23 protein-coding genes and 2 tRNA genes are annotated in these 25480 nt (G+C 62.1%); 5 read left to right on the top strand and 20 right to left on the bottom strand.

Annotation, left to right across the window (positions count from 1 at the left end; translation table 11 throughout):
* Window positions 1-45: 45 nt before the first annotated feature.
* Window positions 46-1212 carry an isobutyryl-CoA dehydrogenase gene (locus tag GA829_RS18760; protein ID WP_195174189.1) on the bottom strand — a complete coding sequence of 389 codons (1167 nt, stop codon included), beginning with the start codon at window positions 1210-1212 and terminating at the stop codon, window positions 46-48.
* Between the two features lie 138 nt (window positions 1213-1350).
* Between GA829_RS18760 and GA829_RS18765 the strand changes: the two genes are divergently transcribed.
* Together GA829_RS18765 and GA829_RS18770 are read left to right on the top strand one after the other, a co-directional pair.
* A complete protein-coding gene (locus tag GA829_RS18765) occupies window positions 1351-1965 on the top strand; it encodes a dimethylsulfonioproprionate lyase family protein (RefSeq protein ID WP_195174190.1) in 615 nt (204 codons plus the stop codon).
* Complete coding sequence (locus tag GA829_RS18770) at window positions 1965-3434, top strand: cobyric acid synthase (RefSeq protein ID WP_195174191.1); 1470 nt, start codon at window positions 1965-1967, stop codon at window positions 3432-3434. Before GA829_RS18765 ends, GA829_RS18770 begins: the two co-directional genes overlap by 1 nt.
* 9 nt (window positions 3435-3443) lie before the next feature.
* Here the strand turns inward: GA829_RS18770 and GA829_RS18775 are convergent, their stop codons facing one another.
* From GA829_RS18775 to GA829_RS18790, 4 genes are all read right to left on the bottom strand, one after another.
* Window positions 3444-3863 carry a VOC family protein gene (locus tag GA829_RS18775; RefSeq protein WP_195174192.1) on the bottom strand — a complete coding sequence of 140 codons (420 nt, stop codon included), beginning with the start codon at window positions 3861-3863 and terminating at the stop codon, window positions 3444-3446.
* Between the two features lie 102 nt (window positions 3864-3965).
* The gene (locus GA829_RS18780) at window positions 3966-4799 is read right to left on the bottom strand and encodes a helix-turn-helix domain-containing protein (protein ID WP_195174193.1); all 834 of its coding nucleotides are present in this window, start codon (window positions 4797-4799) and stop codon (window positions 3966-3968) included.
* A 102-nt stretch (window positions 4800-4901) separates the two neighbouring features.
* A complete protein-coding gene (locus GA829_RS18785) occupies window positions 4902-5072 on the bottom strand; it encodes a hypothetical protein (RefSeq protein ID WP_195174194.1) in 171 nt (56 codons plus the stop codon).
* Window positions 5073-5123: 51 nt separating this feature from the next.
* Window positions 5124-5909, bottom strand: coding sequence for a TSUP family transporter (locus GA829_RS18790; protein WP_195174195.1), 786 nt, complete (start codon window positions 5907-5909; stop codon window positions 5124-5126).
* Window positions 5910-6072: 163 nt separating this feature from the next.
* Between GA829_RS18790 and GA829_RS18795 the strand changes: the two genes are divergently transcribed.
* Entirely contained in the window at window positions 6073-6504 is a 432-nt protein-coding gene (locus tag GA829_RS18795; RefSeq protein ID WP_195174196.1) for a TerB family tellurite resistance protein, read from the top strand.
* A gap of 14 nt (window positions 6505-6518) precedes the next feature.
* Here GA829_RS18795 and GA829_RS18800 read toward each other — a convergent pair whose 3' ends face one another.
* The 5 genes from GA829_RS18800 to GA829_RS18820 form a co-directional block, all read right to left on the bottom strand.
* Window positions 6519-8141, bottom strand: coding sequence for an ABC transporter ATP-binding protein (locus GA829_RS18800; RefSeq protein WP_195174197.1), 1623 nt, complete (start codon window positions 8139-8141; stop codon window positions 6519-6521).
* On the bottom strand, window positions 8138-9007 hold the full coding sequence (locus GA829_RS18805; protein WP_195174198.1) for an ABC transporter permease: 870 nt from the start codon (window positions 9005-9007) through the stop codon (window positions 8138-8140). The genes GA829_RS18800 and GA829_RS18805 overlap by 4 nt, the downstream gene beginning before the upstream one ends.
* Window positions 9004-9951 (bottom strand): ABC transporter permease, encoded by a 948-nt coding sequence (locus GA829_RS18810; RefSeq protein ID WP_195174199.1) that lies wholly within the window; start codon window positions 9949-9951, stop codon window positions 9004-9006. The genes GA829_RS18805 and GA829_RS18810 overlap by 4 nt, the downstream gene beginning before the upstream one ends.
* Window positions 9952-10029: 78 nt before the next feature.
* Window positions 10030-11508: an ABC transporter substrate-binding protein gene (locus tag GA829_RS18815; RefSeq protein WP_195174200.1), complete on the bottom strand. Its 1479-nt coding sequence runs from the start codon at window positions 11506-11508 to the stop codon at window positions 10030-10032.
* Window positions 11509-11654: 146 nt separating this feature from the next.
* Window positions 11655-12932 (bottom strand): acetylornithine deacetylase/succinyl-diaminopimelate desuccinylase family protein, encoded by a 1278-nt coding sequence (locus tag GA829_RS18820; RefSeq protein WP_195174201.1) that lies wholly within the window; start codon window positions 12930-12932, stop codon window positions 11655-11657.
* Between the two features lie 223 nt (window positions 12933-13155).
* On the opposite strand from GA829_RS18820, the gene GA829_RS18825 reads away from it, so the two are divergent.
* Both GA829_RS18825 and GA829_RS18830 read left to right on the top strand, forming a co-directional pair.
* On the top strand, window positions 13156-13584 hold the full coding sequence (locus GA829_RS18825; protein WP_195174202.1) for a L,D-transpeptidase: 429 nt from the start codon (window positions 13156-13158) through the stop codon (window positions 13582-13584).
* 197 nt (window positions 13585-13781) lie between these two features.
* Window positions 13782-14639: a hypothetical protein gene (locus GA829_RS18830; RefSeq protein ID WP_195174203.1), complete on the top strand. Its 858-nt coding sequence runs from the start codon at window positions 13782-13784 to the stop codon at window positions 14637-14639.
* Between the two features lie 86 nt (window positions 14640-14725).
* Here GA829_RS18830 and GA829_RS18835 read toward each other — a convergent pair whose 3' ends face one another.
* The 10 genes from GA829_RS18835 to GA829_RS18880 all read right to left on the bottom strand — a co-directional run bounded on the left by GA829_RS18835 (window position 14726) and on the right by GA829_RS18880 (window position 25419).
* A complete protein-coding gene (locus GA829_RS18835) occupies window positions 14726-15712 on the bottom strand; it encodes a lipid A biosynthesis lauroyl acyltransferase (protein ID WP_195174204.1) in 987 nt (328 codons plus the stop codon).
* Between the two features lie 96 nt (window positions 15713-15808).
* A complete protein-coding gene (locus GA829_RS18840; RefSeq protein WP_195174205.1) occupies window positions 15809-16834 on the bottom strand; it encodes a zinc-binding dehydrogenase in 1026 nt (341 codons plus the stop codon).
* Between the two features lie 37 nt (window positions 16835-16871).
* A complete protein-coding gene (locus tag GA829_RS18845; RefSeq protein ID WP_195174206.1) occupies window positions 16872-18143 on the bottom strand; it encodes a beta-ketoacyl-ACP synthase in 1272 nt (423 codons plus the stop codon).
* Window positions 18144-18189: 46 nt separating this feature from the next.
* Window positions 18190-19377, bottom strand: coding sequence for a beta-ketoacyl-ACP synthase (locus tag GA829_RS18850; RefSeq protein WP_195174207.1), 1188 nt, complete (start codon window positions 19375-19377; stop codon window positions 18190-18192).
* Between the two features lie 39 nt (window positions 19378-19416).
* Window positions 19417-19698, bottom strand: a complete 282-nt coding sequence (locus GA829_RS18855; protein WP_010909964.1) for an acyl carrier protein — start codon at window positions 19696-19698, stop codon at window positions 19417-19419.
* 173 nt (window positions 19699-19871) lie between these two features.
* Complete coding sequence (locus GA829_RS18860; RefSeq protein ID WP_195174208.1) at window positions 19872-21017, bottom strand: slipin family protein; 1146 nt, start codon at window positions 21015-21017, stop codon at window positions 19872-19874.
* Window positions 21018-21387: 370 nt separating this feature from the next.
* Window positions 21388-21455: transfer RNA gene (locus GA829_RS18865), tRNA-Asn, on the bottom strand.
* A gap of 2 nt (window positions 21456-21457) precedes the next feature.
* A tRNA-Tyr gene (locus tag GA829_RS18870) sits at window positions 21458-21531 on the bottom strand.
* Window positions 21532-21747: 216 nt separating this feature from the next.
* Window positions 21748-22296 (bottom strand): histidine phosphatase family protein, encoded by a 549-nt coding sequence (locus GA829_RS18875; protein WP_195174209.1) that lies wholly within the window; start codon window positions 22294-22296, stop codon window positions 21748-21750.
* A gap of 102 nt (window positions 22297-22398) precedes the next feature.
* On the bottom strand, window positions 22399-25419 hold the full coding sequence (locus tag GA829_RS18880) for a caspase family protein (protein WP_195174210.1): 3021 nt from the start codon (window positions 25417-25419) through the stop codon (window positions 22399-22401).
* Between the last annotated feature and the right edge of the window lie 61 nt (window positions 25420-25480).

A 25480-nucleotide genomic window follows, 5' to 3' on the forward strand; every position in this document is an offset into this window, starting at 1 on the left:
GCCTACTGCCTACTGCCTACTGCCTACTGCCTACTGCCTACTGCCTCACCTGCCAATCAACGTGCGTGCGATGATAACGCGCATGATCTCGTTGGTGCCTTCGAGAATCTGGTGGACGCGCAGGTCCCGCACCAGCTTCTCGATGCCGTAGTCATGCAGGTAGCCGTAGCCGCCTAGCAGTTGCAGTGCGTCGTTGGCGATGGTGAAGCCGGTGTCGGTGACGAAACGCTTGGCCATCGCCGACCATTTTCCGGCATCAGGCGCCTTGCGGTCGAGCTTCGAGGCGGCGGCATACAGGAAAATGCGCGCTGCCTGCAGCTCCGTCTCCATGTCGGCAAGCTTGAACTGCAGCGCCTGGAATTGGTTGATCTTCGAGCCGAAGGCCTTGCGCTCCGAAGTGTAGGACAGTGCCTTGTCGAGGGCCGATTGCGCGCCGCCCAGCGAACAGGCGGCAATGTTCAGCCGGCCGCCGTCGAGCCCTGCCATGGCGATGCCGAAGCCGGCGCCTTCGCCCGACAGCAGATTTTCGGCCGGCACCTTGCAATCCTCGAAAATGACCTGGCGGGTCGACTGCATGTGCCAGCCCATCTTGTGCTCGTTGGCGCCAAAGGAGAGGCCGGGCGCATCCTTGGGCACGACGATGGTTGAAATACCCTTTGGTCCATCGGAGCCGGTTCTGACCATGACGGCATAGACATCGCTGTCGCCGGCGCCGGAGATGAATTGCTTGGTGCCGTTCAGCACGTAGTCGCCGCCGCTTTTCACTGCCCGTGTCTTCAGTGCTGCCGCGTCGGACCCGGAGCCGGGCTCGGTCAGGCAGTAGCTGGCCAGCCATTCCATCGAGGTCAGTTTCGGCAGAAAGCGCTGGCGCTGCTCGTCATTGCCAAAGCGGTCGATCATCGATGCCACCATGTTGTGGATCGAAATGAACGATGAAAAGGCCGGATCGGCGCGTGAAAGCGCTTCGAAGATCAGAACGGCATCGAGCCGGCCAAGTGCCGAGCCGCCGACATCGTCGCGGACATAGATGCCGCCGAGGCCGAGCGGGCCGGTCTCGCGGATCACATCGGCGGGGAAGTGTTTTCGGCGATCCCAGTCAAGCGCGTTGGGCGCGACGCGATCGGTGGCGAAGGCCTGCGCCATCTCCTGGATGGCGCGCTGCTCTTCGTTGAGTTCGAACTGGCTGGTGCTCGCATCGACCGCGGCGTCCATGGCGTGCTCCCTGATGTTTTCGGCCCGTTGGCCTGTCGTTTTTGGCTTTGCGCGGGCACCAATCTAGACCAATGATGCCGCCGCGCAACCCGACCATCCGCGGACCGGCTGTGCGTGGATCGATGTTCGGACGGAGACATGACAACAAAATTCGATGAGCTGCTTGAAGATTTCCGTGGCTATCTCGGCACAGTGGAGGATGCGCTGGTGCGAGATGCCGTCGCACGAATTGACTGGGACATGTCCGCCCGCGCGCTCGAACCGCACCCTCTAGCCTGCCTGTGTCACCTCGACCGCGCTGCTGAACTGGCGCCGTTGGAGGCCAAGCCGCTGGTGCGCTTGCTTGCCGAGCACGGCGCCGACTTTCGCTGGGGCCAGACTTACAGTGAAGCCGATTTCGGCAAGGATTTCATCGACAATTATGGCTGGCTGGAGGTTTTTGGCACACGCGGTGCCTTCGCCAATGACACGGTGGCGGCCGGTTTGCTGATTCTCGGGCCCGGCATCGTCTACCCCGACCATCACCACATTGCCGAGGAGATCTACATTCCGCTGACCGGCGGCACCGAATGGCGCATGGGCGAAGGGACTTTTCAGACGCGCACGGCGGGCGAGGTGATCCACCACAAGTCCAATGTCAGCCATGCCATGCGCACGGGCCGGGAGCCCTTGCTGGCGCTCTACATCTGGCGCGGCGGACCATTGGCGCAGAAATCCGACATCACCGGAACCGTGGCGCAGGGCAGGGACTGATGGTCAGGGCGATCATGCTGCAAGGCACCGGCTCGGATGTCGGCAAGACGGTGCTGGTCGCCGGCCTCTGCCGGGCAGCGAGGAAGCGCGGGCTGAAGGTGCGCCCGTTCAAGCCGCAGAACATGTCGAACAATGCCGCCGTCGCGGATATTCCTGGCGAGGCGGGCGGCGGCGAAATCGGCCGTGGGCAATGGCTGCAGGCGATTGCTTGCGGTGTCGCGCCTACAGTCCACATGAACCCGGTGCTGCTGAAGCCGCAGACCGATGTCGGCGCGCAGGTCATCGTGCAAGGCAAGGTTTTCGGCGAGGCCCGGGCACGCGACTATCAGGCGCTCAAGGGCCAGTTGATGGACGCGGTGCTGGATTCCTGGGCCAAGGTCGGTGAGGGTGCCGATCTTGTCATCGTCGAAGGCGCGGGCTCGCCCGCCGAGATCAACCTGCGAAGCCGCGACATTGCCAATATGGGCTTTGCGACACGCGCCAATGTGCCGGTGGTGCTGGTCGGCGATATCGACCGTGGTGGCGTCATCGCCTCGGTCGCGGGCACGCATCTGATCCTGCCGGAAGAAGACCGGCGCATGATCGTCGGCTATCTCATCAACAAGTTCCGTGGCGACGTCACGCTGTTCGATGACGGCATCAGGTCGATCGACGAATTCACGGGATGGCGCTGCTTCGGCGTCGTGCCATGGTTGAAAGCGGCGGCGCGATTGCCTTCAGAGGACTCCGTCGTGCTGGAGCGGTTGGCGTTGGCCGAGAAGCGCGCGCTGAAAGTGGCGGTGCCGATGCTGGGCCGTATCGCCAATTTCGACGATCTTGATCCGCTCAAAGCCGAGCCGCAGGTCGAAGTCGTCTTCGTGCCACCTGGCCAGCGCTTGCCTTACGATGCCGGGCTGGTGGTCATTCCCGGTTCGAAATCGACCATCGGCGATCTCCTGAAATTCCGCGAGAATGGCTGGGACCGTGATCTCCTCGCGCATGCCAGGCGTGGTGGTCATGTCGTCGGCATCTGCGGCGGCTTCCAGATGCTTGGCCGCATCGTGCGTGACCCCGATGGCATCGAGGGCAGCGTCACCGAGACAGAAGGTCTTGGCCTGCTCGACGTCGAGACGGTGATGGAGCCGGAGAAGACGGTGCGCAATGTCAAGGCGCGCTCGGTGCCTTTCAACCTGCCGCTCGAAGGCTACGAAATCCACCTTGGCCGCACCACCGGTCCGGACACGCTGCGCCCATCCGCCGTCATCAACAACGTCGATGACGGCGCCATGTCCGCCGACGGCAAGGTGATGGGTACATACCTGCACGGGCTGTTCGGCGCCGACGCGTTCAGGACAAGGTTTCTCGAAAGCCTGGGCGTGCAGGGCGGTGGCATCGACTATCGCGCCGAAGTCGAGCGGGCGCTGGACGAGATCGCCGCCGAACTGGAAACCCATCTCGACTGCGACGCGATCTTTGGCCTGGCGCGGTAGCCTCCGTTTCTAGGCCTTTTCTCCAACCTTCGGCCAATAGGTGCCGAAGGACCAGATATTGCCTTCCGGATCACGGCAGATGAATTCGCGGCTGCCATAGTCGCGGTCGTTCAGCTCTTCGAGGATTTCGGCGCCGGCCTTCTTCGCTTTGGCATAAGCTGCATCCGCGTCATCGACGGCGACATAGATCGCCTTGCCGCCGCTGGTGCCGGGCATCCCGACCATCTTGCCGAACCTGTCTTCGCGCGCGGTGCCCATCATGATCACCGAGGAGCCGAAGACCAGTTCGGCATGGTGCACGACATCGCCCTGGCCATGACGCTCGCGGACGGTGAAGCCGAAAGCCTCGCCCAGCCAGTCGATCATTTCAGAGGCATTCCTGTAGCGCAGCGTCGGGTAGAGCCGTGGCGGTTCACTTGATGCGGGCATGACATTCTCCTTCGTTGGGTTGGTCGATAACCCACTCTGGGCGAAGGCCGCTCAGGCGTCTTGAAGAAATGTTACCTGCATTCGCGGAAAGGAGCGGCAGATTTACGCTTGTACTGAAAGCGATGTCGGCGTTTCGCCGGCAAGGTCGCGGAATTCACGCACCAGATGCGCCTGGTCGGAGTAGCCGCAATCGGCGGCGATGTCGGCCCAGTCGCTGGCCTGTTGCCGCGACAAGTTGAGCGCGCGGTTGAAGCGGACGATGCGCGACAGCGTCTTCGGACCCATGCCGGTCGCATCGGTGAACTTTCCCGCGAGATGCTTGCGGCTCCAGCCCAGCTTTTCGGCAAGCGATGAAATGCGCGTGCGGCCGCCAGAAATGATGATCCTGTCGTAGGCCCATGCAATCTCGGTCTGTGTTTCGCGGGCATCGGCGAGCCGGCCGGCGACGAACATCTCGACGATGGCGAAGCGCTCGCTCCAGTCCGGCGCATTGCCCAGCCTCTCGCGCAACGTGATGCCTTCGAGGCCGAGCACATCGTCAAGACCGAGCATGCGGTCAGCCAGTTCGCTCATCGGTTGGCGGAAAAAGCGGCGCGCACCGAGCGGCGTGAAGTTGACCTGGACACAGCAGGAGCCGCCGAAGGATTCGATCACCACCGGGCCGGCATAGAGGCCGGCGGCGAAACTGGCGAAGCGGTCGTTGTGGCCGGGGTCCTTGCCAAGGCCGATGGCGAAGGGCTCGGCAAAGCTGATCACCAGCGGCACGGTCAATGAGGCGTATTCGACGTTGCGGAAGTGGCCGGGAGCCGTTTCGCGGTAGCCGAGAATGTCGGTAACGATGCCTTCAAGCCGTGGCCCGGGGATGTGCCGCAACATCTCGAACCGGCCGGCGATGTGCCGATCCTGTTCGTTCTGGCGCTGCGTCTCGACCGGCATCAATGCTCTCCCTACGCTGGAGAACCTAGCAGAGCATTGTCTAAAATCAAAAAAGCGCCCGGCTTTTGGCCGAGCGCCTGGAAATGCTTGAAGTTGGATTGTTCAGGCGCCGCGCATCATGCAGGCGCCGGCAAGAATGATGTAAGCGATTAGGACAATCCACACTGATGCGATCGGAATAAACGCAAGAACGCCAAGTGCGACGAGAACGCCGACGATGGCGACAACAAGAGAGATGATGAAAACAATTTGAGTGGGTGCGCTGAGATTCATGTCTGGTTCCTCCAACATGATTCGAACAACGCCAGTCTATCAGGCGCGATGTTACACACCAATCAGGGTTCGCAACGGGTTGGCCGGGTCGGCCAGGAGCTTCACCGCCAGCGCCAGACAGACGACCACAAGCAATGGCTTGATCAGCCTGGCGCCGATGCGCATGGCGAGGCTGGCGCCGACGCGGGCGCCGAGGAACTGGGCAACACCCATCATCAGGCCGATCTTCCAGTAGACGACGCCGACAGCGGCGAAGACGATGAAACCGCCGATGTTGGAGGCGAAGTTGAGCAGCTTGGTGTGTGCCGTCGCCTTGAGCACGCCGTAGCCGGCGAGCGCGACGAAAGCCAGCATATAGAAGGAACCGGCTCCCGGCCCGAACAGGCCGTCATAGAAGCCGATGACCGGCACGAGCGTCAACCCGAAGAGGAACGGCGACAGGCGCTCGGCGCGATCGACGTCGTTCATGTTGGGCTTGAGCGCGAAGTAGAGCGCGATGGCGATCAGCACCAGCGGCAGCAACGCCCGCAGCAGATCACCCGGCACGATCGTCGCCAGCAAGGCGCCGATGGCGCTGCCGACAAGCGCCAACAGGGCCGAGGGCAATTGCCGGCGCAGGTCGACATGGCCCTTGGAGGCATAGTGGATCGTCGCCGAGCCCGAGCCGAACATGCCTTGCAGCTTGTTGGTGGCGAGCGCCTGAACTGGTGTGAAGCCGGCTAGCAGCAGCGCCGGCACGGTGATCAACCCGCCGCCGCCCGCAATCGAATCGACAAAGCCGGCGGCAAAGGCAGCCAGCGCAAGCATGACGACAGTTTGTGTGGCGAGATCGAACATTGGCGGATGGCGGCATGCGGTGAGGATATGGGGGTTCGACCACGGCCACCCCGTTTGCGCAAGCGCGATTACGTCTTGTCTGGTGCAATCCCGGATGGAAAACCGCTTCACACTTTTCCCCGAATTGCTTTACGTATTCCAGATGGCTTCGAAAGGAACGCTGATGGCGATTGCTCTGCTGGATCAGATACGCTCGATCTTCGACGGCGACCCGGGTGTGCGCAAGGTGGCGGACGATCCGATTCTGTCGGCGGAATTGCTGATGCTGTTCCGCATGATCCTGGCCGACGGCTCGGTCAGCGAGAGCGAGATGGTTGCCTTCCGGCGCATCTGCAAGGATGCCTTCGACATTCCCGAAACCAGCATCGACGCCGTCATCGAATATCTCAACGAGTTCGGCTACGAGACCAATGGTTCGCAGGCCATCGCGCTGTTCCGCGATCTCGATGTCGAGCGGCGCAAGCAGCTGGCGCGCCACATGGCCGAGATCGCCAAGGCCGATTCGCAGCTTGCCGAGAGCGAAGTCCGGCTGCTGCGCCGCACACTCGACTTGCTCGACATCAGCCCGGTCGATGTGGTGACGCCTGAAGAATAGGCGCCTCGGGCCGCTCACCCTTGTTCCTGCATCCGCCGGGCGATCGCCCGGTGCAGATCAGGCGCTGCTGAAACCAGAGCCTTGGCTGCGTCCGATCGCGGGTGATCGAGTACCTCGCTCGTCTTGCCGCGCTCGACGATCCTGCCGTCATGCATCACCAGCACTTCATCCGTGATGGCGCGGGCAACCGTCAGGTCATGGGTGATGAAGAGATAGGCGATGCCGAGCTTCTGGTTGAGGTCAGCGAACAGGTCGAGGATCTGGGCGCGGATCGAGACATCGAGCGCCGAGACCGGCTCATCGGCCACCACCAGTTTCGGGCGGGTGATGATGGCGCGGGCGATCGACAGGCGCTGACGCTGGCCGCCTGAAAACTCGTGCGGATATTTGTCCATGTCGCGCTGGTCGAGGCCAACTTCGTGAAAGGCATGCGCCACCATTTCGCGCCGCTCGGCGCGGGATGGCTGCTTCTCCAGAACATGCAGTGGTTCGGCCACCAGCTTCTCAACTTTCTGGCGCGGATCGAAGGAGCCGTAGGGGTCCTGGAAGACCACCTGCATGTCGCGCCGCGCCGGCTTCAGTTCGGCTTCGTCCTTGCCGGTGATGATCTCGCCGCGAAAACGGATGTCTCCCGATGTCGGCCGGTCGAGCGCCAGGATCATGCGGGCGAGTGTGGACTTGCCGCAGCCGGAGCGGCCGACCAGCGCAATGGATTGGCCCGGCGTCATCGACAGCGAGACGTCGTCGACAGCGCGGATCGCGGCCCCGCGCTTGAACAGAGAGGTCCGCCGTCCCGGATAATCGCGGGTCACATTCTCGACCTCGAGCAACGGCTTGGCCGACCCGGCGCCATGTATCCTGGCGCGCGCCGGCACATGCATCGAGGCCTGCGCCAGTTGGCGCGTGTAAGGGTGTAGCTGCTCGGAAAGAGTGCGCGCGGTGTCGCCGGCCTCCATCACCTCGCCATGGCGCAGGATGGTGATGCGGTCTGCCATCTCGGTCACGACCGCGAGATCGTGCGAGATCAACAGCAGGCCCATGCGGTTCTCTGCAACGAGGCCGCGAAGGAGGTCGAGGACCTGCGCCTGCAGCACCACGTCGAGCGCGGTGGTCGGTTCGTCGGCGATCAGCAGTTTCGGTTTCAACGCACAAGCGATGGCGATGACGACGCGCTGGCGCTGGCCGCCGGACAATTCGTGCGGATAACGCGACAGCGGAAATTGTGCTTCGGGCAAGCCGACACGGTCGAGCATTTTCCTCGCCCGGTCCTCGGCTTCGGCGCGGCTTGCCCTGGTGTGCCAGCGGATGCCTTCGGCAACCTGCTCGCCGATGGTCTTGACCGGGTTGAGCGCTGTCATCGGCTCCTGGAACACCATGCCGATGTCGTCGCCACGCAGCGCGCACATCTGATCCTCGGTCGCGGCGAGAATATCGATGCCGTCGAAAACAACGCGGCCGCTGGCGCGCGCGGCGTGGGGCAGCAACTGCATCAGCGTCAGCGCGGTCATGGACTTGCCCGAGCCGGATTCGCCGACAAGCCCCATTACCTCGCCGGGAGCCACGGCAAGCTCGACCTTCTTCAGGATCGGAGTGTCGCCGATGCTCAACGACAGGTTCTCGATTTCGAGCAGGCTCATCGTTGCCGCCGCGATTTCGGATCGAGGATGTCGGCGATGCCGTCGCCAAGAAGGTTCAGCCCGAGCACGGTGATGACGATGGCCATGCCAGGAAAGATCGCCATCCATGGCGCCACCACCATGCGGGTTTGCGCATCGAACAGCATGCGGCCCCAACTCGGCATGGGCGGTTGTGCGCCGAGGCCGAGATAGGAAAGCCCGGCTTCGGCGAGAATGCCAAGCGCGAACTGGATCGTGCCTTGCACGAGGAGCAGAGTCGCGACGTTGGGCAGGACATGTTCGATGGTGATCCGTGCCTTGCTTTTGCCGGCGGCACGCGCGGCGAGGATGAACTCGCGCGGCCAGATCGCGAGAGCACCGGCGCGGGCAACGCGCGCAAAAACCGGAATGTTGAAGATGCCGATGGCAATGATGGCGTTGACCGCGCCCGGCCCGAAAATGGCGGTGATCATGATCGCCGACAGAAGGGCCGGGAAGGCGAAGACGAGATCGTTGAGCCGCATCAGCGCTTCGTCGACGAGACCGCCGCGTGCGGCCGCATAGGCGCCGAGCGGTACGCCTACACCCATGCCGATGCCGACCGCGACCAGGGCGACGGCGATCGAGTTGCGGGCGCCAACCATGACCATCGACAGGATATCGCGGCCGAAATGGTCGGTGCCGAACCAGTGCGCCGGCGAGGGGCTTTGCGTCTTGTCGGCGATGATCAGTTTGGCAACGTCATAAGGCGTCCAGATGTAGGAGGCGAGAGCGACCGCAAGCACAAATGCCGTTACGATCATGCCAATGACGAACGAGCGGTTCCTGAATGCCTTGGCGAGAATGGCGCCGAAAGTCTCCTCGGGGATGTCTATATGCAGCGTCATTGCCGGCCTCTCAGGCGGGGATCGACGACCGCATAGGAGATATCGACAATGAGGTTGACGGCAATGACGGCAGCGACCAGCAGCATGACGACGCTCTCGACGACAATCAGATCGCGCTGGGTGATCGCCTGGAACACCAGGCGGCCAAGTCCGGGAAGGTAGAAGACGTTCTCGATGATGATGGTGCCGGCGAGCAGGAAGGCGAATTGCAGGCCGAGAATGGTCAGCACCGGGATCATGGCGTTGCGCAACGCGTGCCGCCACAGCACGGCGCGATAGGGCAGGCCCTTGGCGCGGGCGGTGCGGATATAGTCCTCGTTCAACACCTCGATCAACGCCGAGCGTGTAACACGCGCCAGGATCGCGGCCTGCGGCAGCGCCAGCGCCACCGCCGGCAACAACAGTGATTTCAGCGCCAGCCATATGCCGGCGCTCCAGCCGGGAAAGCCGCCGGCCGGCACCAGCCGCAGCCAGACGGCAAAGAGGTAGATCAGCATCAGCGCGAACCAGAAATTCGGCACGGCGACACCGAGCTGGGCAGCGCCCATGGAGATCGTGTCACCGGCCCGTCCCCGGCGGCTGGCGGAGAACAGCCCGACCGGGATGGCGATGAGCGTCGAGAGGGCAAGCGCAATCAGCGCCAGTGGCAGCGACACGGCAAGCCGCTCGCGCACGAGATCGATGACCGGGACCGAATAGGTATAGGAGCGGCCAAAATCGAGGCTGAGCAATCCACCGGCCCAATGCAGATAACGCCAGGCAAGAGGCGCGTTCAGGCCCATCTGGTCGCGCAGCAGTTCGATCTGGTCGGCACTGGCGTTCAGGCCCAGCATCAAGCGAGCCGGATCACCAGGAAGGATCTCCAGCACGGCAAAGACCACCATCGAGGCCAGCACCAGCGTGGCGGCGGCTATGGCGAGGCGCTTGAGGAGATAGGCGGTCATTGGCTCAACGTGCCGGAAAAACACATGCCCCGGAAGCTGTTTCGGCTCCGGGGCATGAGTTTGTCAGGACAGGCAAAATCAATCCGACCACTTCACCTTGGTCAGGTCATTGGCCTGGATCGGTGCGTTTTCCCACAGGCCCTGCAGCTTGGCATCCCAGACGCCCACCTTGGGCAATTCGTAGAGGAAGCCGACGACGGCATCATCGGCCAGGATCTTCTGCGCCTGTCCCAAAAGCTCCTTGCGTTTGGCCTCGTCGGAGGTGAGGTTCAGGTCGGCAATCACCTTGTTGAAGACAGGATTGTCGTAGTTGAAGTAATAATCCTTGCGCGAATAGATATCGATGTCGTTGGGCTCGGTGTGGGAGACGATGGTCAGGTCGTAGTCCTTCTTGGTGAACACCTGGTCCAGCCATTGCGCCCACTCGACCGGGATGATCTCCAGGTTGATGCCGACATCGCGAAGCTGCGAGGCGATGATCTCGCCGCCAAGCCGCGCATAGCTAGGCGGAGGCAGTTTCAACGTTGCCTTGAAGCCGTTTTCGAGACCTGCCTCCTTCAACAGTTCCTTGGCCTTGGCGATATCGTGCGGATAGCGGCCGGTGAGGTCGACATAATCCTTGTTGGCCGGAGACATATGCGAACCGATCGGCTGGCCGAGGCCAGCCGAGGCGCCGTCGATGATCGCCTTGCGGTCGAGTGCGTAGGAAATCGCCTGCCTGACCTGCAGCTTGTCGAAAGGCGGCTTCTTGTTGTTGATCGACAGGATGGTTTCGCCTTCGGTCGAACCGATCACCACCTTGAAGCGGGGATCGTCCTTGATCTGCGCGAGGCTGTCGGGATCGAAGAAGGGGAAGGCCTGAATGTCGCCGGAAAGCAGTGCCGGCACATAGGCCGCGGCGTCCGGCACGATGCGGAACTCGGCCTTTTCGAGTGACGGGGGCGTGCCCCAGTAATGGTCCGCCTTGACCAGGGTGATCGACGAACCCTTGGCCCAGCTCTGGAATTTGAAGGGACCGGTGCCGATTGGCTTTTCCTTGTTGGTATCGGCTGATTCCGGCGCCACGATCACCGCGTCGCCCCAGCCCATGTTGTAGAGGAAGGAACCCTCGGGGTTCTTCAGCGTGACCTTCACCGTCGCCGGATCGACGACATCAACCTTGTCGATGGCCGCGAACAGGCCTTTCTGGGCATTGACCGAATTGTCGGCGCGGGCGCGGTCCAGCGAGAATTTCACGTCGGTGGCATCGAAGTCGGTGCCGTCGTGGAATTTCACGCCGGTATGCAGCTTGAATGTGTAGGCCTTGCCGTCGTCGGAAATCGTCCAGCTTTCGGCCAGGTCGGGCAGCACCTCGCCATTGGGACCAATGCGGGTCAGGCCCTCGAAGACATTGGCGTAGAGCACCTCGTCGATCGCCGCGGCAGCACCAGCGGTCGGATCGAGATGTGGCGGTTCGAGCGGAATGCCGATGACAAGATCGGTGCGGGCGGCAAATGCCGAGGTTCCCGTTGCCAGTGCCAGCGTGGCGGCGGCCAGAATGGTTTTCCACAATTTCATCGTGCAACTCCCCAATGCTCGAACCGGGCGGATAGAAGCGTGATTTCGCGGCGGAGTAAATTGCGTTTCTTGCTGCATTGCAGCAACAAAAGGAATGTTTTTACTCGAGGCGGCTCGATCGATCGAAGATTGCTGGCGCGGGCGGCCTATCCGGCGCCGTTCCGTAGCAGCACATTGAGGCCGATCGCCATGACCTTGGCCGATTGCACCATGTCGGCGATGCCGACCCATTCGTCAGGCCTGTGGGCCAGGTCGAGAATGCCCGGACCATAGGCGATACAGTCATAGATATGGCCGATGCGGGCAATGTGCTTCTGGTCATAGGTGCCGGGCGAAATGACATAGTCGGGCTCGCGGTCGAAGATTTCCATGATGCCTTGCGCCACGGCCTTCACCACCGGCGCGTCACGCTCGGTCATCAGCGGCAGCACTTCCATGATGTCGCGGATTTTATAGTCGAATTTCTTTCGCTCGCGCTTCAGCCGGTCGAGAATATCGGTCACTTCGCTTTTGACCGTGCCGAGGTCCTCCTCGAGCAGGAAGCGGCGATCGATTGTCAGCCGGCAGGAATCGGGCACGTTGGGCGAGGGCAGGCCGGGGCGGAAATCCTCGGTCTGGCCACCATGGATCGAATTGATGTTCATGGTCGAGCGTTTCGCGCCCTCCGGCACCACGGGCATGCGCGTCATCTTGCGGTCGAGTGCGGGAAACAACTCGTCCTCGAATGCCCGGAGCACGGCGCCCATGTGGCGCACCGCATTGTCGCCGAGGAAGGGCATCGAGCCATGAGCCATCTCGCCCTTGGTCTCGATCTCCGCCCACCAGACGCCGCGATGGCCAAGGCAGATGCGGTCCTTGTTCAACGGTTCGGGAATGATGACGTGGTCGACCCTGGGTTTCGAGAAATAGCCAAGCCCGGCCAGATGGGCGACGCCACCGAAGCCGCCGGATTCCTCGTCGACCGTGCCTGAAATTTCGATGGCGCCGGGAAAGTCGGGAAAAACTTCCATGAAAGCCTCGGCGGCGATGATGGATGCCGCGAGCCCGCCCTTCATGTCACAGGCGCCACGGCCATAAACCTTGCCATCCCTGACAAGGCCGGCGAACGGATCGACGGTCCACCCGTCGCCAGCCTCGACCACGTCTATGTGCGAATTGAAATGAACGCAGGGGCCGGATGATCTCCCGTCGAAACGGGCGACGACATTGACTCGTGGGTAGCGATCAGTGTCGCCGGGCGTGCCTTCCGCCCGGATGAACTCGGTTTCGAAGCCGCGCCGTTTCAGCCGCGCGCCAATGTATTCCGCGCAGGGCCGGTAGGCCTCGCCTGGCGGGTTGATGGTTGGAAATCTGATCAGGTCGGTGGTCAGTGCGACCAGGTCGTCGGCCCGGTCATCGATCGCCTTGAGGAGTCGTTCATTCATTCGGACGATTGAGCAGCGATCTCGATGGTTTTGCAAGCCTGTTGGGAGAAGGCCGGTGGCGCCGTGTCGTTGCGGCAACTATCACGGGAAAATCGTTCAAATTGGACGCATTGAATTGGCCAATTGATCAAGGAGTGTGTGGTATCCCGTTCACCTGCCATTAAAAAACTGAAAAACAACGTGATGGCAGGCAGGCAAGGGGCAATCAAAGGGGTTTGATCGCATGAAAAAGTTCTTTCTTGTAGCCGCGATGCTGGCAACCGCACTCTTTGGCGCGCCGGTTGCGAGCCAGGCGGCGATGTTGGAAGCAAATATCGACGTGTCCTCGCAGACCATGACGGTCCGGTACGGCATGGAGGTTTACCGGTGGACCGTGTCCACCGCGCGGCCCGGCTATTTCACGCCGCGCGGCACGTATAGGCCGCAGCGGACGGCGAGGATGTGGTATTCGAAAAAATACCATATGTCGCCGATGCCGTATTCCGTGTTCTTCCATGGTGGCTATGCCATCCACGGCACTGGCGCGGTCCGGCAGCTTGGGCGTCCGGCCTCGCATGGTTGCGTAAGGCTGCATACCGCCAATGCCGCCACCTTCTATTCGATGGTGAAGGAAGTCGGCTTCGGCAATACACGGATCGTCGTCACCAACTAGACGGATGCCGCTGTCTCTCTGCCCCAGCCGCGCATTGCCCGAGGGCAGGCTTCGAGGTGTCGCGTTTTCGGCGATTCCGGCTCAAAACGTTGCAGGAATATCGCATCGGCACCCAAAAGGGTGCCGTTACGTCATATTTCGTCTCGCTAATGTTTTTGAGCCGCCGCCGGTTGTGCTAGCTTTCTGACAGGCAACTTATGAGGGCTCTGATGTATCGACTTCTTCTTGGCGCAGCGGCAATTGCCGCAACCGCAACCGCAACGTCCGCGTTCGCGGCTGATGCCATCGTCATGACTCCGGAAGTCGCAGGTCCACATATCTCAGGCTATGTCGAAGCTTATCTCGGGGGGCTCTATCTGACCGTCCCCGGCGACCATGCGTCCGCTACGACCGCAGGTGGCACCGGTCGGGTGAATTTCCCGATCGATTCCCGCTGGAACGTCCAAACTGACGCGTTTGTCGATTCGCTTTGGATCCAGGGACAGAATCTCTACGGGTATGGCGGCGCGGTTCACGGCTACTGGCGCGACCCCAGTTCATACGCTCTTGGCGGATTCGCCACAATTGAAGGCTATGGCGGCGTTAATTTTGGCGGCCAGAACCTCTACAACTTCACGGTCGGCCCCGAGGCTCAGGCCTATTTCGGCAATGTGACACTCTATGGCCAGGTTGACTATGGTCAGATACGGGCCAGCGGTTCGTCGGATCATTTGGACACCTGGGGCGGCCGTGGCGTGGTGCGCTATTTCGCCCGGGATAATCTTCGCTTCGATGCCGAACTCGGCTACTCGACGATCTCGCTCGGTGGCGAGCATCTCAATACCGTAACCGGGGCACTGCAGGCTATGTATCGGTTTTCCGGGACGCCGCTTTCGGTGTTTGGCCGCTATCAACTGGATCATCTGTCGACAAGCGGTGTGAGTGAGAACATCCACAAATATGTGATCGGCCTGCGGGCGAGCTTCGGTTCCGACACGTTGCTTGACGAAGACCGTAACGGCGCCACGATGGATACCTATCGGCCGAATATTATCCAGCCGTTCGGGGGTGGTTGACGGCGCATCGGGCCAAAGACCCGATTTGAAAAGCCGCGAAGAACGATCTTCGCGGTTTTTTTACGCTTACAGTTCGCTGGCGCAGCCTAATTTGCCTGCGTCGCTTTCGGACGCGGCCCACGCTTCCAGATGCTGATTTCCCAACGCTTGTGGAACCACATCCACTGACCCGGATCCTCGCGCACCCAGCGCTCGACCACGTCGTTGAGAAGCTGGGTGAGGGCAGGAACATCAACGCTGCCGTTGGCGGCACGCGGCAATGTCAGCTTGTCCTCGATCTCCAGCCGGAAGCGGTTGCCGGGCAGCCGCACGCAGCGCGCCGGATAGACATCGCAGTCATAGTGCCGGGCAAGTGTGCCAAGCACGCGGTTGCTCTGGCAGGGCCGGCCAAAGAATGTCGTCGCAAGCCCGTTGGAGAACTTCTGATCGACAAGAATGCCGATATTGCCGCCATTCTCCAAAACCGACGCCAGCGCGAATGAAGCGCCGGTCGACGACGGCAGCAGCGACCCCATGGTCGAGCGGCGCGTCGAATGGATGTAGTCGGCGAGATATGGATTGTTGGGCGGGCGAAACAGCGCCGTGATGTTCATGCCGAACGTAGCCGCCGCCACCGGCAGCAGCTCGAAATTGCCGAGATGCCCGGTGAAAATAATGTGCGGCTTCTGCTCGCCGGCGATCTCCAGGAAATGATCGGCGCCCTTGACCTCGATGCGGCCAGGCGTCGTCGCCTTCGGATCATAGTCGAACAGGGCGTCGAGAAAGATGTACTCGGCGGCGAGGCGGGCCATGTTGCCCCACATGTCGGAGGCGATGGCCTGGATTTCGGCTTCGCTCTTTTCGGGGTAGGCCAGGCGCAGATTGTCGACAGCCACTTGATGGCGGCCGACCCGGGGCCCGACGCGGCGGGCAACGCGGTCGGCGAAGTTCAGCGCACTGTCGACCGGCAGCAGGCGCAGCAAGGAAATGATCAGCATGGCGACACGCGCGACCAACCAGTAGTTGGCCTGGCGGAGCAGCCGGCCATACCGAAACTTGAAGTCCCGGCGAACCTTCTTGAACTCACTGGTCAAGGCGAAGCGTTCCTGGAGCCTGTTCCACCCTGATGGAATGGGAGTGGGGCACTGTCCACGATCTGATCCGAAAACCGCTAGCCACTTTTCGGGATCCTAGACGCGTAAAATGATCTTGCCGAAGACGTCGCGGCCTTCCATGCGCTTCAACGCCGCGTCGATATCGTCAAAGCCGACTTCGGTGTCGATCACCGGCGCGACCTGTCCCGCCGCCATCTTTTGCATGGCGTTGGCCATGTTTTCCATACGGCAGCCAAAGGAGCCCAGCAGTTTCAGCTGTTGCTGGAACAGTTGCATCAGGTTGATCTGCGTCGACACACCAGAGGTCGACCCGCAGGTGACCAGGCGTCCACCGCGCTTCATGCACAGCATCGACGCGGCAAAGGTGTCGGTGCCGACATGCTCGAAGACAACGTCGACGCCCTTCTTCTTGGTCAATTTGCGCACGACGCCTTCAAAGCGGTCGTCGCGATAGTTGATGACATGATCGGCGCCGAGCGCCTTGGCCTTGTCGATCTTCTCGTTCGAACCGACGGTGGTGATGACGGTGCAACCCATCCGCTTCGCCAGCTGGATGGCCGCCGAACCGATACCGGAACCGCCGGCATGAACGAGGATCGTTTCGCCGGGCTGAAGCCTGGCGTTGTCGAAGAGCATGTGTTCGACGGTGCCGAAGGTGACGGGGGCGACAGCCGCGCCGATATCGCTCACGCCGGGCGGCGCGGGCACCAGCAGGCGCGCCGGCAGGTTGATCTTCTCCTGGGCAAAGCCGTCGAGATGGAAACCGTGCACGCCGGAGACATGCTCGCACAGATTGTCGCGGCCTTCGCGGCAGGCGCGGCAAAGCCCGCAGGTGCGGGCGCCATAGATGGATACCAATTGGCCAGGCAGGAGATTGGAAACGCCGGGGCCGACCGTCTCGACCTCGCCGGAGGCTTCGGCGCCGACGACCAGCGGCAGCTTGCGCTTGGCGAAAGCCATGCCGCGCCAGCCCCACACGTCGATGTGGTTCAGCGCTACGGCCTTGATGCGCAGCGTCACTTCGCCCAGGGCGGGCGGTGGGGGAGATGGCAGGTCCACCGTTTCAAGACGGCGGTCCTCGATAAGTTGCAATGCGCGCATTGAGCCTGTCGGTTCTGTTTGAGCGGAAGGCGCTCGCTTAGACCGGTTCCCGCGCCATGACAAGGCAAGTGTTCTGGCCGCCGAAGCCGAACGAGTTCGACAAAACGCTGCTGACCTCGGCGTTGCGCTTCTTGTTGGGCACCACGTCGAGCAGGATTGCCGGGTCGGGATTGTCGTAGTTGATGGTCGGCGGGATGACGCTTTCACGCATGGTCATCAGCGAAAATGCCGCCTCGACCGCACCGGCGGCCGACAGGGTGTGACCAATCATCGACTTGTTGGACGAGACCGGGATCGAGCCGATCCGCTCGCCGAACACTGTCGATAGCGACAGATGCTCCATCTTGTCGTTTTCGGGTGTCGAGGTGCCGTGCGCGTTGACATAGTCTATCTCGTCTTCGCTCAGGCCGGCATCGGCAAGAGCGGCACGCACCGCCGCGATTGCCGGCGAACCATCCGGCTTGGAGCGGGTGCGATGGAAATCATCGGCCTTTTCGCCGCAGCCGCGCAGGATGCCGAGAACCGTGGCGCCACGCGCCAGCGCCGCCTCCAGCGATTCCAGCACAAGTGCGCCGGAGCCCTCGGCCAAAACGAAGCCGTCACGGTCCTTGGAGAAGGGCTTCGAGGCCTTTTCCGGAATGTCGTTGTGCGTCGAAAGCGCCGACAGCAGCGAGAACCGGATCAGCGCCTCGGCGGTCGCCGAGCCGTCGGCGCCGATCGACAACGCCCGATCGCATTCTCCGCGGCGGATCGCCTCGACGCCAAGCTGGATGGCGGTGGCGCCCGACGCGCAAGCCGTCGATAGCGTGATCGGCAGGCCGCGTGTGCCGAAACGGTCGGCGAGCCGGTCGGCAATCGAGCCGAACTGGGTGGTTTCGAAGATGTCGAGTTCCTTCAGCCCCCGCGCAACCCGCAGCAGCCTTTCGGTGCCGGTATCTTCCTTGTCGGAATTGTAGAGTGAAAACCGCTCGCTCCAGTCGAGTTCGACCGGCGGCGAGGCAAGAAAGAGCGGTCCGCCGAAATTGCTCGCGTTAAAGCCGGCTTCGGCAACGGCCTCATGCGCGGCGGTCTCGGCCAGTTCATAGGTAAGGAGGCTTGCACCCTTCGAGCTTGATGCCAGAAAGTCGACCGTGCCGGAGATACGGGTGTTCAGATGGTCGACCGGGAAACGGGTGATCGGGTGGATGCCGGATTTGCCCGCGGTCAGCGCCGCCCAGTTGTCGGTCTTGCCGACGCCAAGCGAGGTTACCACGCCGATGCCGGTGACAGCGACGATTGGCCTGCCCATGTGATCGTTCAGATTGGCCATGTGCCCTCGACCGTTTGTCTCTTTGGCATGGATCCTCAACGTCGCCTTAGGCGGCGTTGACCAAAGCCATGCCCTCGAATTGGTGATAGCCGATTGCCGTTGCAAGCACGGTTTTTGGAATACCCTCGAACGGCTTTTCGGCCGCGGTATCAAAAACAGGGTAGGCGGCCTTGCGGTCGACAGCGAGTGCGGCCAGCGCCACGGCGAAGGGGAACTGCGCCTCCTTCATGTGGCCGGTCAGGGTCGAGAAGCCGCGCGCGGCGATTGCCGCATTGGCTTCGAGCGCCGTCTTCTCGGCGATGGTTGCCGCGTGCGCGCCCGATGCGCCCGACATGGCCAGCAACTGACCATTGGGCAGCGCCGCCTGCTTGAGCAAAGCGGCGATCTCGGCATCGAGTTCGCCCTGCCGCCGTCTGGCGCGGCTGGACATGACCGGACCGAGTTCGGCGTAAATTCTTTGCCCGCGCCTTGTGGCGTGTTCGCGCTGCTCCAGCACCAGGAAGGCGCCACCGGAGCCGGTCACCACACCACCGCCTTCAGCGCCCTGGCGTTGCCAGACCGGCTTCCACGGGCCACGATGCAGGTAACCCGCCAGTTCATAGCCGAGCAGCATGTCGGAATGTTCGGTCTGAAACGCGCCGCCGACCAGGATATGCGTCGACTGGCCGGAGCGGATGCGCGCGGCGGCGGTTTCGACCGCGGCGACCCCCGCACCTTCCTCACCCATGAAGGTGCGCGACGAGCCGGTCACCTTGTGGACGATGGAGATGTTGCCGGCGAGAAGGTTGGAAAGCTGGGCCAGGAACAGCGTCGGCCGCAGTTCGGTTGTCAGCTTTTCATTGAGCAGCACGTCGCGGTCGTTGCGGCTTTCCGAAGCGGCAAGAATGGCGGCATCAACGGCTTCGTCACGCTCGCCGCCGCCGGCAGCCACCACCATGTCCATGGTCGCGCAGAGTTCGTCATTGCCCTTGATGCCGGCATCGTCCAGCGCCAGCCCGGCGGAATAGGTGCCCAGCCTCTGCCAGGTTTCCATCTGGCGCTGGTCGCCACGCTTGGCAATCTGCAGGTTCCAGTCGATTTCCGGCAGCGGATGCACGGTGTAGGGCGAGAAGCGCGCGGCCTCAAGCACCGGTTCCAGGCCCGGCCGTGCGAGCTTCTGCCAATGCGCATCCGGACCCTCTCCCAGAGAGGAGACAAGGCCAATGCCGGTGATGACGACGTCGCGAGCGCTCATGGCTGGGTGTTGTCGGTCAGGCAATGCGACGCGTCAAGGTCAGGCCGTCTTGGCGGCAACAAGTGCGTCGATCTTGGCGCACAGGTTCTTCATGACGAAGTAATCGTCGGTCGAAGCCTTGCCGTCGTTGACTTCCTGCGTCCACTTTTCCAGCGGCACCTTGATGCCGAATTCCTTGTCGATGGCAAAGACGATGTCGAGGAAGTCCAGGCTGTCGATGCCGAGATCGTCGATGGTGTGGCTTTCAGGCGTGATCGTGTCGATATCGATCTCGCTGGTGTCGGCGATGATCTTGGCGACTTTGTCGAACGTGGTGGACAAGGGCTTTTCCTTCGGTTGCGGGTGGAATCTGTCCGCATGTGTTTGGGCGCTGTCTAATCGGTTTTTCCCTGCAGGAAAAGGCCTGATGCGCCGGGCGCAGATGGGATGGCTGTTTCGGAAACGCAAGAAGGGCCACCGTTTGACCGATGGCCCTTCCCATTTTTTGGCCGGTCTCAGCTGTCGCGGAGCTTGACCAGGTCGTTCAAGAGCCCGCCCGTTCCGTTGTGGACGGTCAGGCGCTCGATCTTGCCGGCGATGGTTTCCAGAGCTTCAAGCTCCTTCAGCCGCAGCATGACCGGGTTCTCCGCCATCAGCTTGGCCGTGTTGAGCAGCGAACGCGTGGCGTTCGTCTCCTCGCGGCGGCGGATCACGTTGGCCTCGGCCTGCTTCTCGGCCGAAACCACCTGGTTGAGGATTTCGCGCATCTCGCCCGGCAGGATCACATCCTTCAGAGCGATATCGCTGACCTCAACCCCGATCTCGGCCATGTCGGCACGGACCTTGCCGGCGGCCTCTTCATCGACCGTCACCTTCTTTTCAAGGATCTGGTCGAGCGTCAGCGCGGCAAGCGTCTTGCGGAAGGCGTATTGCAAGGCGCGGTAGAGGGCTTCGGAGAAGTCCTTCACCATGCTTACCGCCTTGACCGGATCAACGACACGGTACTCGGCTGATATGTTGACGCGGATCGTCACGCGATCCTTGGTCAATACTTCCTGCCCTGCAACGTCGAGCGACTGGCGCTTCAGATCAACGACCTTGACCTGCACCATGCGCCCGACATTCCAGAACGCGTGCACTCCAGCGGCAAGCGTGCGGACCAGCACACCGTCGACGAACAGCAATCCGGCCTGGCCGTCAACGACCGGATGCACGGACATCAATTCCGCCTTCCTGCTTTGGCCGAGCCGGCGCATGACCGCTGGGTCGATGGCGAGATCGGCCGACGTGTCGACCAGCGTCACCTTCCACGGCCCGGCATCCGTCCACAACACCAGCTTGCGGTCCGGCGCCAGCACGGCGTGCAGGTTGCCGTCACGCTCGATGACGGCGACGTCCGTGCGCCCGGTGCGAACGATGGTGAAATGACGCGCGGCCACATCCGGGAGCTTGTCGAACAACGCCTTCTCATAAGCCGAAACGAATTCCGGGTTCCTCAGATCGTGCCGGGACACTTCAAGGTTGCCGCGCCGGTTGACGAGCGAGTGCTCGCCCGGCAGCAGGACAGCCTTGATCTCTCCCTTGTAGAGGGTGAGGGCACGTTCGTTTTCCTTTACGAGGACGTGTTCGCGTCCAAGAACCTTGTCGAGAATGGTTGTCATTGTCTTCACTCCTGTCGGGCATGGCCCCATGCGAGGCGTCACGTCATGCGTCGATCGTTCCTTTCGTTTCTCGTTTCACATGCTTCCTACGTCGAATTCCGGCACGAATGATCCGGGGACTGGCGGCATCCGCTTGTGGCGGGCCCGAGGGAGCGGATCGCGAGGCAGCGAAGCGGGCTTGAGAAGCCAAAGCCTCTCTTGACGGCATCGTTGCGCCTTGATCGTCACCGCGGGCCTGGCCGCGAGCCGATGGCACCGGATCCTTTGTCCGGCCTGCACCCGAAGGTCTGGGCCGTCCATCAGATCTTCAGCATTCCAGTCCCCGGACCGTTTTTCAGATAACACCGTGGCAAGGTGCTGGCTTATCAGGCCAATGGAGAAGGGATCGAACCTTCGACAGTCAGATTAACAATCTGATGCTCTTCCAGCTGAGCTATCCGTGGTGCAGACGACGGGACTCGAACCCACAACCTCCGGAGTATGTCCGGCGCTCTCCCAGTTGAGCTACATCCGCGATCCCAATCCCCAAAGCGGCGCCGTATACAGGGCGGCAAAGCCGCCTGCACGGGCGGAGACGAAAGCTCCAACCGTTGTGCTCGCTTCGGTTTTCGTGACCGGGAGCGCGCCTATAGCCCCTGCGACGGGTTGTCGCAAGCGGCATTGTCGTGGCCAAATCGCGGCTTCTTTGAGTGTGATGTTTTGGCAACAGTCAGCGCAACCGGAGCGTGCCTTAGAATGTGACGCGGCCAAGCACGCGCAGGCCGTCGCCCTGCGGCTCAACCACCACGGCTTCGCCTTCACGCGGCGAAATTCCGGTCAGCGCCAGGATGTTTTCCAGATGGGTGACCATGACCAGATTGTCGGAGCCGGAATAACCACGGACTTCCTTCATGATCGCTGCGATCTGCGCGGCTTTTTCGGCCTCATCGGTTTTCAAGAGGTCGAGCGGCTCGAAAAGAACTGGCTCCGCCTCGAAGGCGATGCGGGCGGTGTCAAGGCACCGGCAGTAGCGGCTGGACAAGATGCGCTCGATAGGGGCCGCGCGCGCGGCAAACAGTGCACCGATCTTGCTCGCCTGCTGCTTGCCGCGTGCCGACAGGTTGATCTGGGTCGCACAATTGGCGATGTCGAAATTGGCCGGGTCAGTCGTGCCGGTGACCATCGCATGGCGAAGCAGCACCACGTGGCCGCCGTCGCGCAGCAGCGCCCAGCCAGCATCCGTCGCCTGGGCCGTGGCAGGGATAGCAAACAGAAGCAGCGCCAGCACAAATCGAATCATAGGCTATCCTTCTCCGGTTCCCGGCATGGGATCCGGTGAGAGGACATATAGGGACGGTAAAGCCAGCCGAAAGACAAGGCACGCTAGGGTGAGGGAAAGTTCCTACTTCTTCGCCATCTGCTGTTTGGCCAGGTCGATCTTTTTGTCGGTGAGCGGGATGGGGATCGTGTAGCCGGCTTCGGTAAAGCCCTGCTTGGCATTCTCGAAGAACTCGATCGCTTTGAGATATTCGGCCTTGCCGCCGCCATAGCTGGCGCGGTTCCAGTGGATGTCACCGAGATTGTTCTGCTCAAACGCCCATTGCAGCGGCTGGCTTTCGCGGGTGAAGACTTTCAAGGTCGCCGTGAAGGCCGCCTCTGCTTCGTTGAGGTATTTGTCGGTACGCTGGAGATTGCCGAGATTGAGCAGGCTCATGCCGATGCCATTCTGGGCGTTGGCCCAGTCGACGGGTGCGCCCTCGATGGTCAGCACCTCAAGGGCGGCACGCCGCGCGGCGATCGAATCCTGCAGGGTCTTCGGGTTGGCATCGCTCATGCTCAGCCAATGCAGCGCCGAGCCGAGACCCGCCTCGGTCAACGCCCATTGGCGCGGGTTCGTCTCGCGTTTGTATTCGCGCAGCGCGTCGCGATATGCCGCGATCGCATCTGTGTAATGTTCGGGCTTGTCGGCGAGGCCGCCAAGCAGCTGCAGCGTGTTGCCGAGATTGTAATGGCTCATCGCCCAGTCGAGTGGAAACGCCCTTCTGGTGTAGACCCGACGCGCCGCCTGGAATGCAGCGACCGACTCCTCAAGTTTGGCCGGATCGCGGTTGCGCTGGCCGAGCGTCTGGTAGATCGAGCCGAGATTGTTCTGCGCCGAGGCCCAGTCCATTGGAAAACGCTGGCGGGTGAAGATGGTCAATGCATCGCCATAGGCAAGCGCGGCCTCCTCCAGCGCGGCGGTGCCCATATCGAAGCGGGCAGCACCGCTCAATGCGTTGCCGAGGTTGAGGCGGCTGGTTGCCCAGGAGATCGGGAAGGTTTCGCGGGTCCGAACCTCAAGTGAGGCCCGGAAAGCATCCGCCGCCTCGTCGATCTTGGCCTTGTCGTTGAGCTGAGTGCCAAGCGAAACAAGGGTGTTGCCGAGATTGTTCTCGACCATCGCCCACTGCACGGGCGCCTTTTGCCGCGTGTATTCCTCAAGCGCCAGCCGATAGGCGGCTTCCGCTTCAGCGAGATGCTTGCCGGCCGGCTCGCGTTCGGACAGCGCATAGAGCGCCAGACCAAGATTGTTCTGCGATGAGGCCCAGTCGAATGGTACCTTGTCGCGCGGGCGTTTCTCGATGGTGGCGAGCATGGCTGCCACCGCTTCGTTCAGGCGCTTCGGATCGCTCTCGCGCTCGCCGACCTTCAACAAGACATTGGCCAGGTTGTTCTGCGCCGCGGCCCAGTTGAGATCATCCTTCTCGCGTTCGAATACGACAAGCGAATCGCGAAAGATCTGTGCTGCCTCTTCCAGATGCGCCGTTGCGGTTTCCCGCTCGCCGATCGTCTGCAGCACCACCGCCATGTTGTTGCGGGTGATCGCCCAGTCACGGTTTTGCTCACCATTGGGGATGAAATCGAGGATGACGCCATAGGCCTTGAGAGAGCGCTGCAGCGCGTCCAGGTCGCCGGTCGCATAGCCATGGGCGCTCAGCGCCTCGGCCTCCTGGTTCTTGTAGTTCCAGCGCAGCTTGTCGTCCCACTTCTCGACCAGCGAGAAGGCCTTGCCATAGTCATTGGCAGCCGCGAGATAATCGAAGACCAGCGCCGAGGCATCGGCGCGCCTGGCATAGATAGCGGCGTCGGCGATACGCTTCTGCTTGACCAAGGCCTCGGCATCATCGACCGCGCTGCCTGTTTCCTCGACCCGGCCAACAGCCTCATCGAGGAATTTGCGTGCCGTCGCGATCGCGCCCTGGCCGATCGCCTTGTCGGCGGACGCGACAAGGCGTTTGATCTCCGGATCGTCGGTGCGCAATGCGGCCTGCTCGGACATCATCTTCTTCAAGCGCTCGGACTGGGCGTCGAGCACCTTTTGCAGCTCGGTCGGGTCTTCCGGAATCTTTTCCGTGCCAAGTGCCCTCAGCACGCCATAGAGCGCGTCGAGGGGCACGCCATCCTGCAGCGAGGCCAGTTCCACTTGCGCCCGCTTGGGATCAGGCAGGTCGGAAATGGTGAGCAGCAGCTGCCGCCGCTCGCCGGTGATCAGCCCGTCATCGCCCGTCGGTTCCGGCGGAGCGACGCCGAAATAGAGCAGGCGGCGCAGGCTCTCGTTGACCCAGGGACGCTGCTTGGCCTTGGTGTCGAGATAGACTTCTTCGGTCACCATGCGCATGACCGAGCCGAACTCGGTGCCCTTCATCGCAGCGAGATGGCGCAACAAAGCCGCCGCGTAGGGGCTGTTTTCGCCGGCGGCGCCGTCCATCGCCGGGCGCCCTGGTTCAGCGGCGAAGCCGATCACGGTGCCGAGGCTCTCGGTTGCCGCCGGCGCATTGGCAAGGGTCTTGGCGCCGCGCAAGGGTTCGAGACCGCCTTCGCCGATCGGCGAAGCCGATGCGGTTGGCGCCTTGCGTACCATCGCGTCTGGTGGAAACGGGTTGGTGCGGCAAGCATCGAGCAGGATGATCGTCACAGGCACCGTCTTCTTCAATTCATCCATGACGGCGGAAATCGGCACCAGGGCCGCGTCGGCATCCTTCAGCGACGAGACGTCGGCATCGACCGGAACCAGATAATTCTCGCCATCGGCTTCGATGCCGTGACCGGAATAGTAGATGAAGGCGACGTCGGCGCCCTCGGCATCCTCGGCGAATCTCTCAAGGTCGCGCTTCAGCTTGGCGGCATCGCGATCGGTAACGCTGCGGGCGTCGAATCCAAGATCGGTCAGCATCTTGGCCATGTCGCGGGCATCGTTCGCCGGGTTGGGAAGGGCGGCGATGTGTTGGTAATTCGACTGGCCGACGATCAGCGCCACGCCCTTGAGGCTCCTGGTCTCGGCGGCCTGAAGCGTCGTCGCGGCAAGGCAAAACAGCATGGCGACAAAAACCGCCAGCCATGTGCGCCGCAAGAGATACGGTTTCGGGATTTCGACAAAAGCCATTCTGTCGTTCGTATCCGCCCTGATGATCGCAAACCCACTATTACGTTGCCTGCCGACCATG

Origin of the sequence: Mesorhizobium sp. INR15 (assembly GCF_015500075.1) — a bacterium.
Classification (GTDB): domain Bacteria; phylum Pseudomonadota; class Alphaproteobacteria; order Rhizobiales; family Rhizobiaceae; genus Mesorhizobium.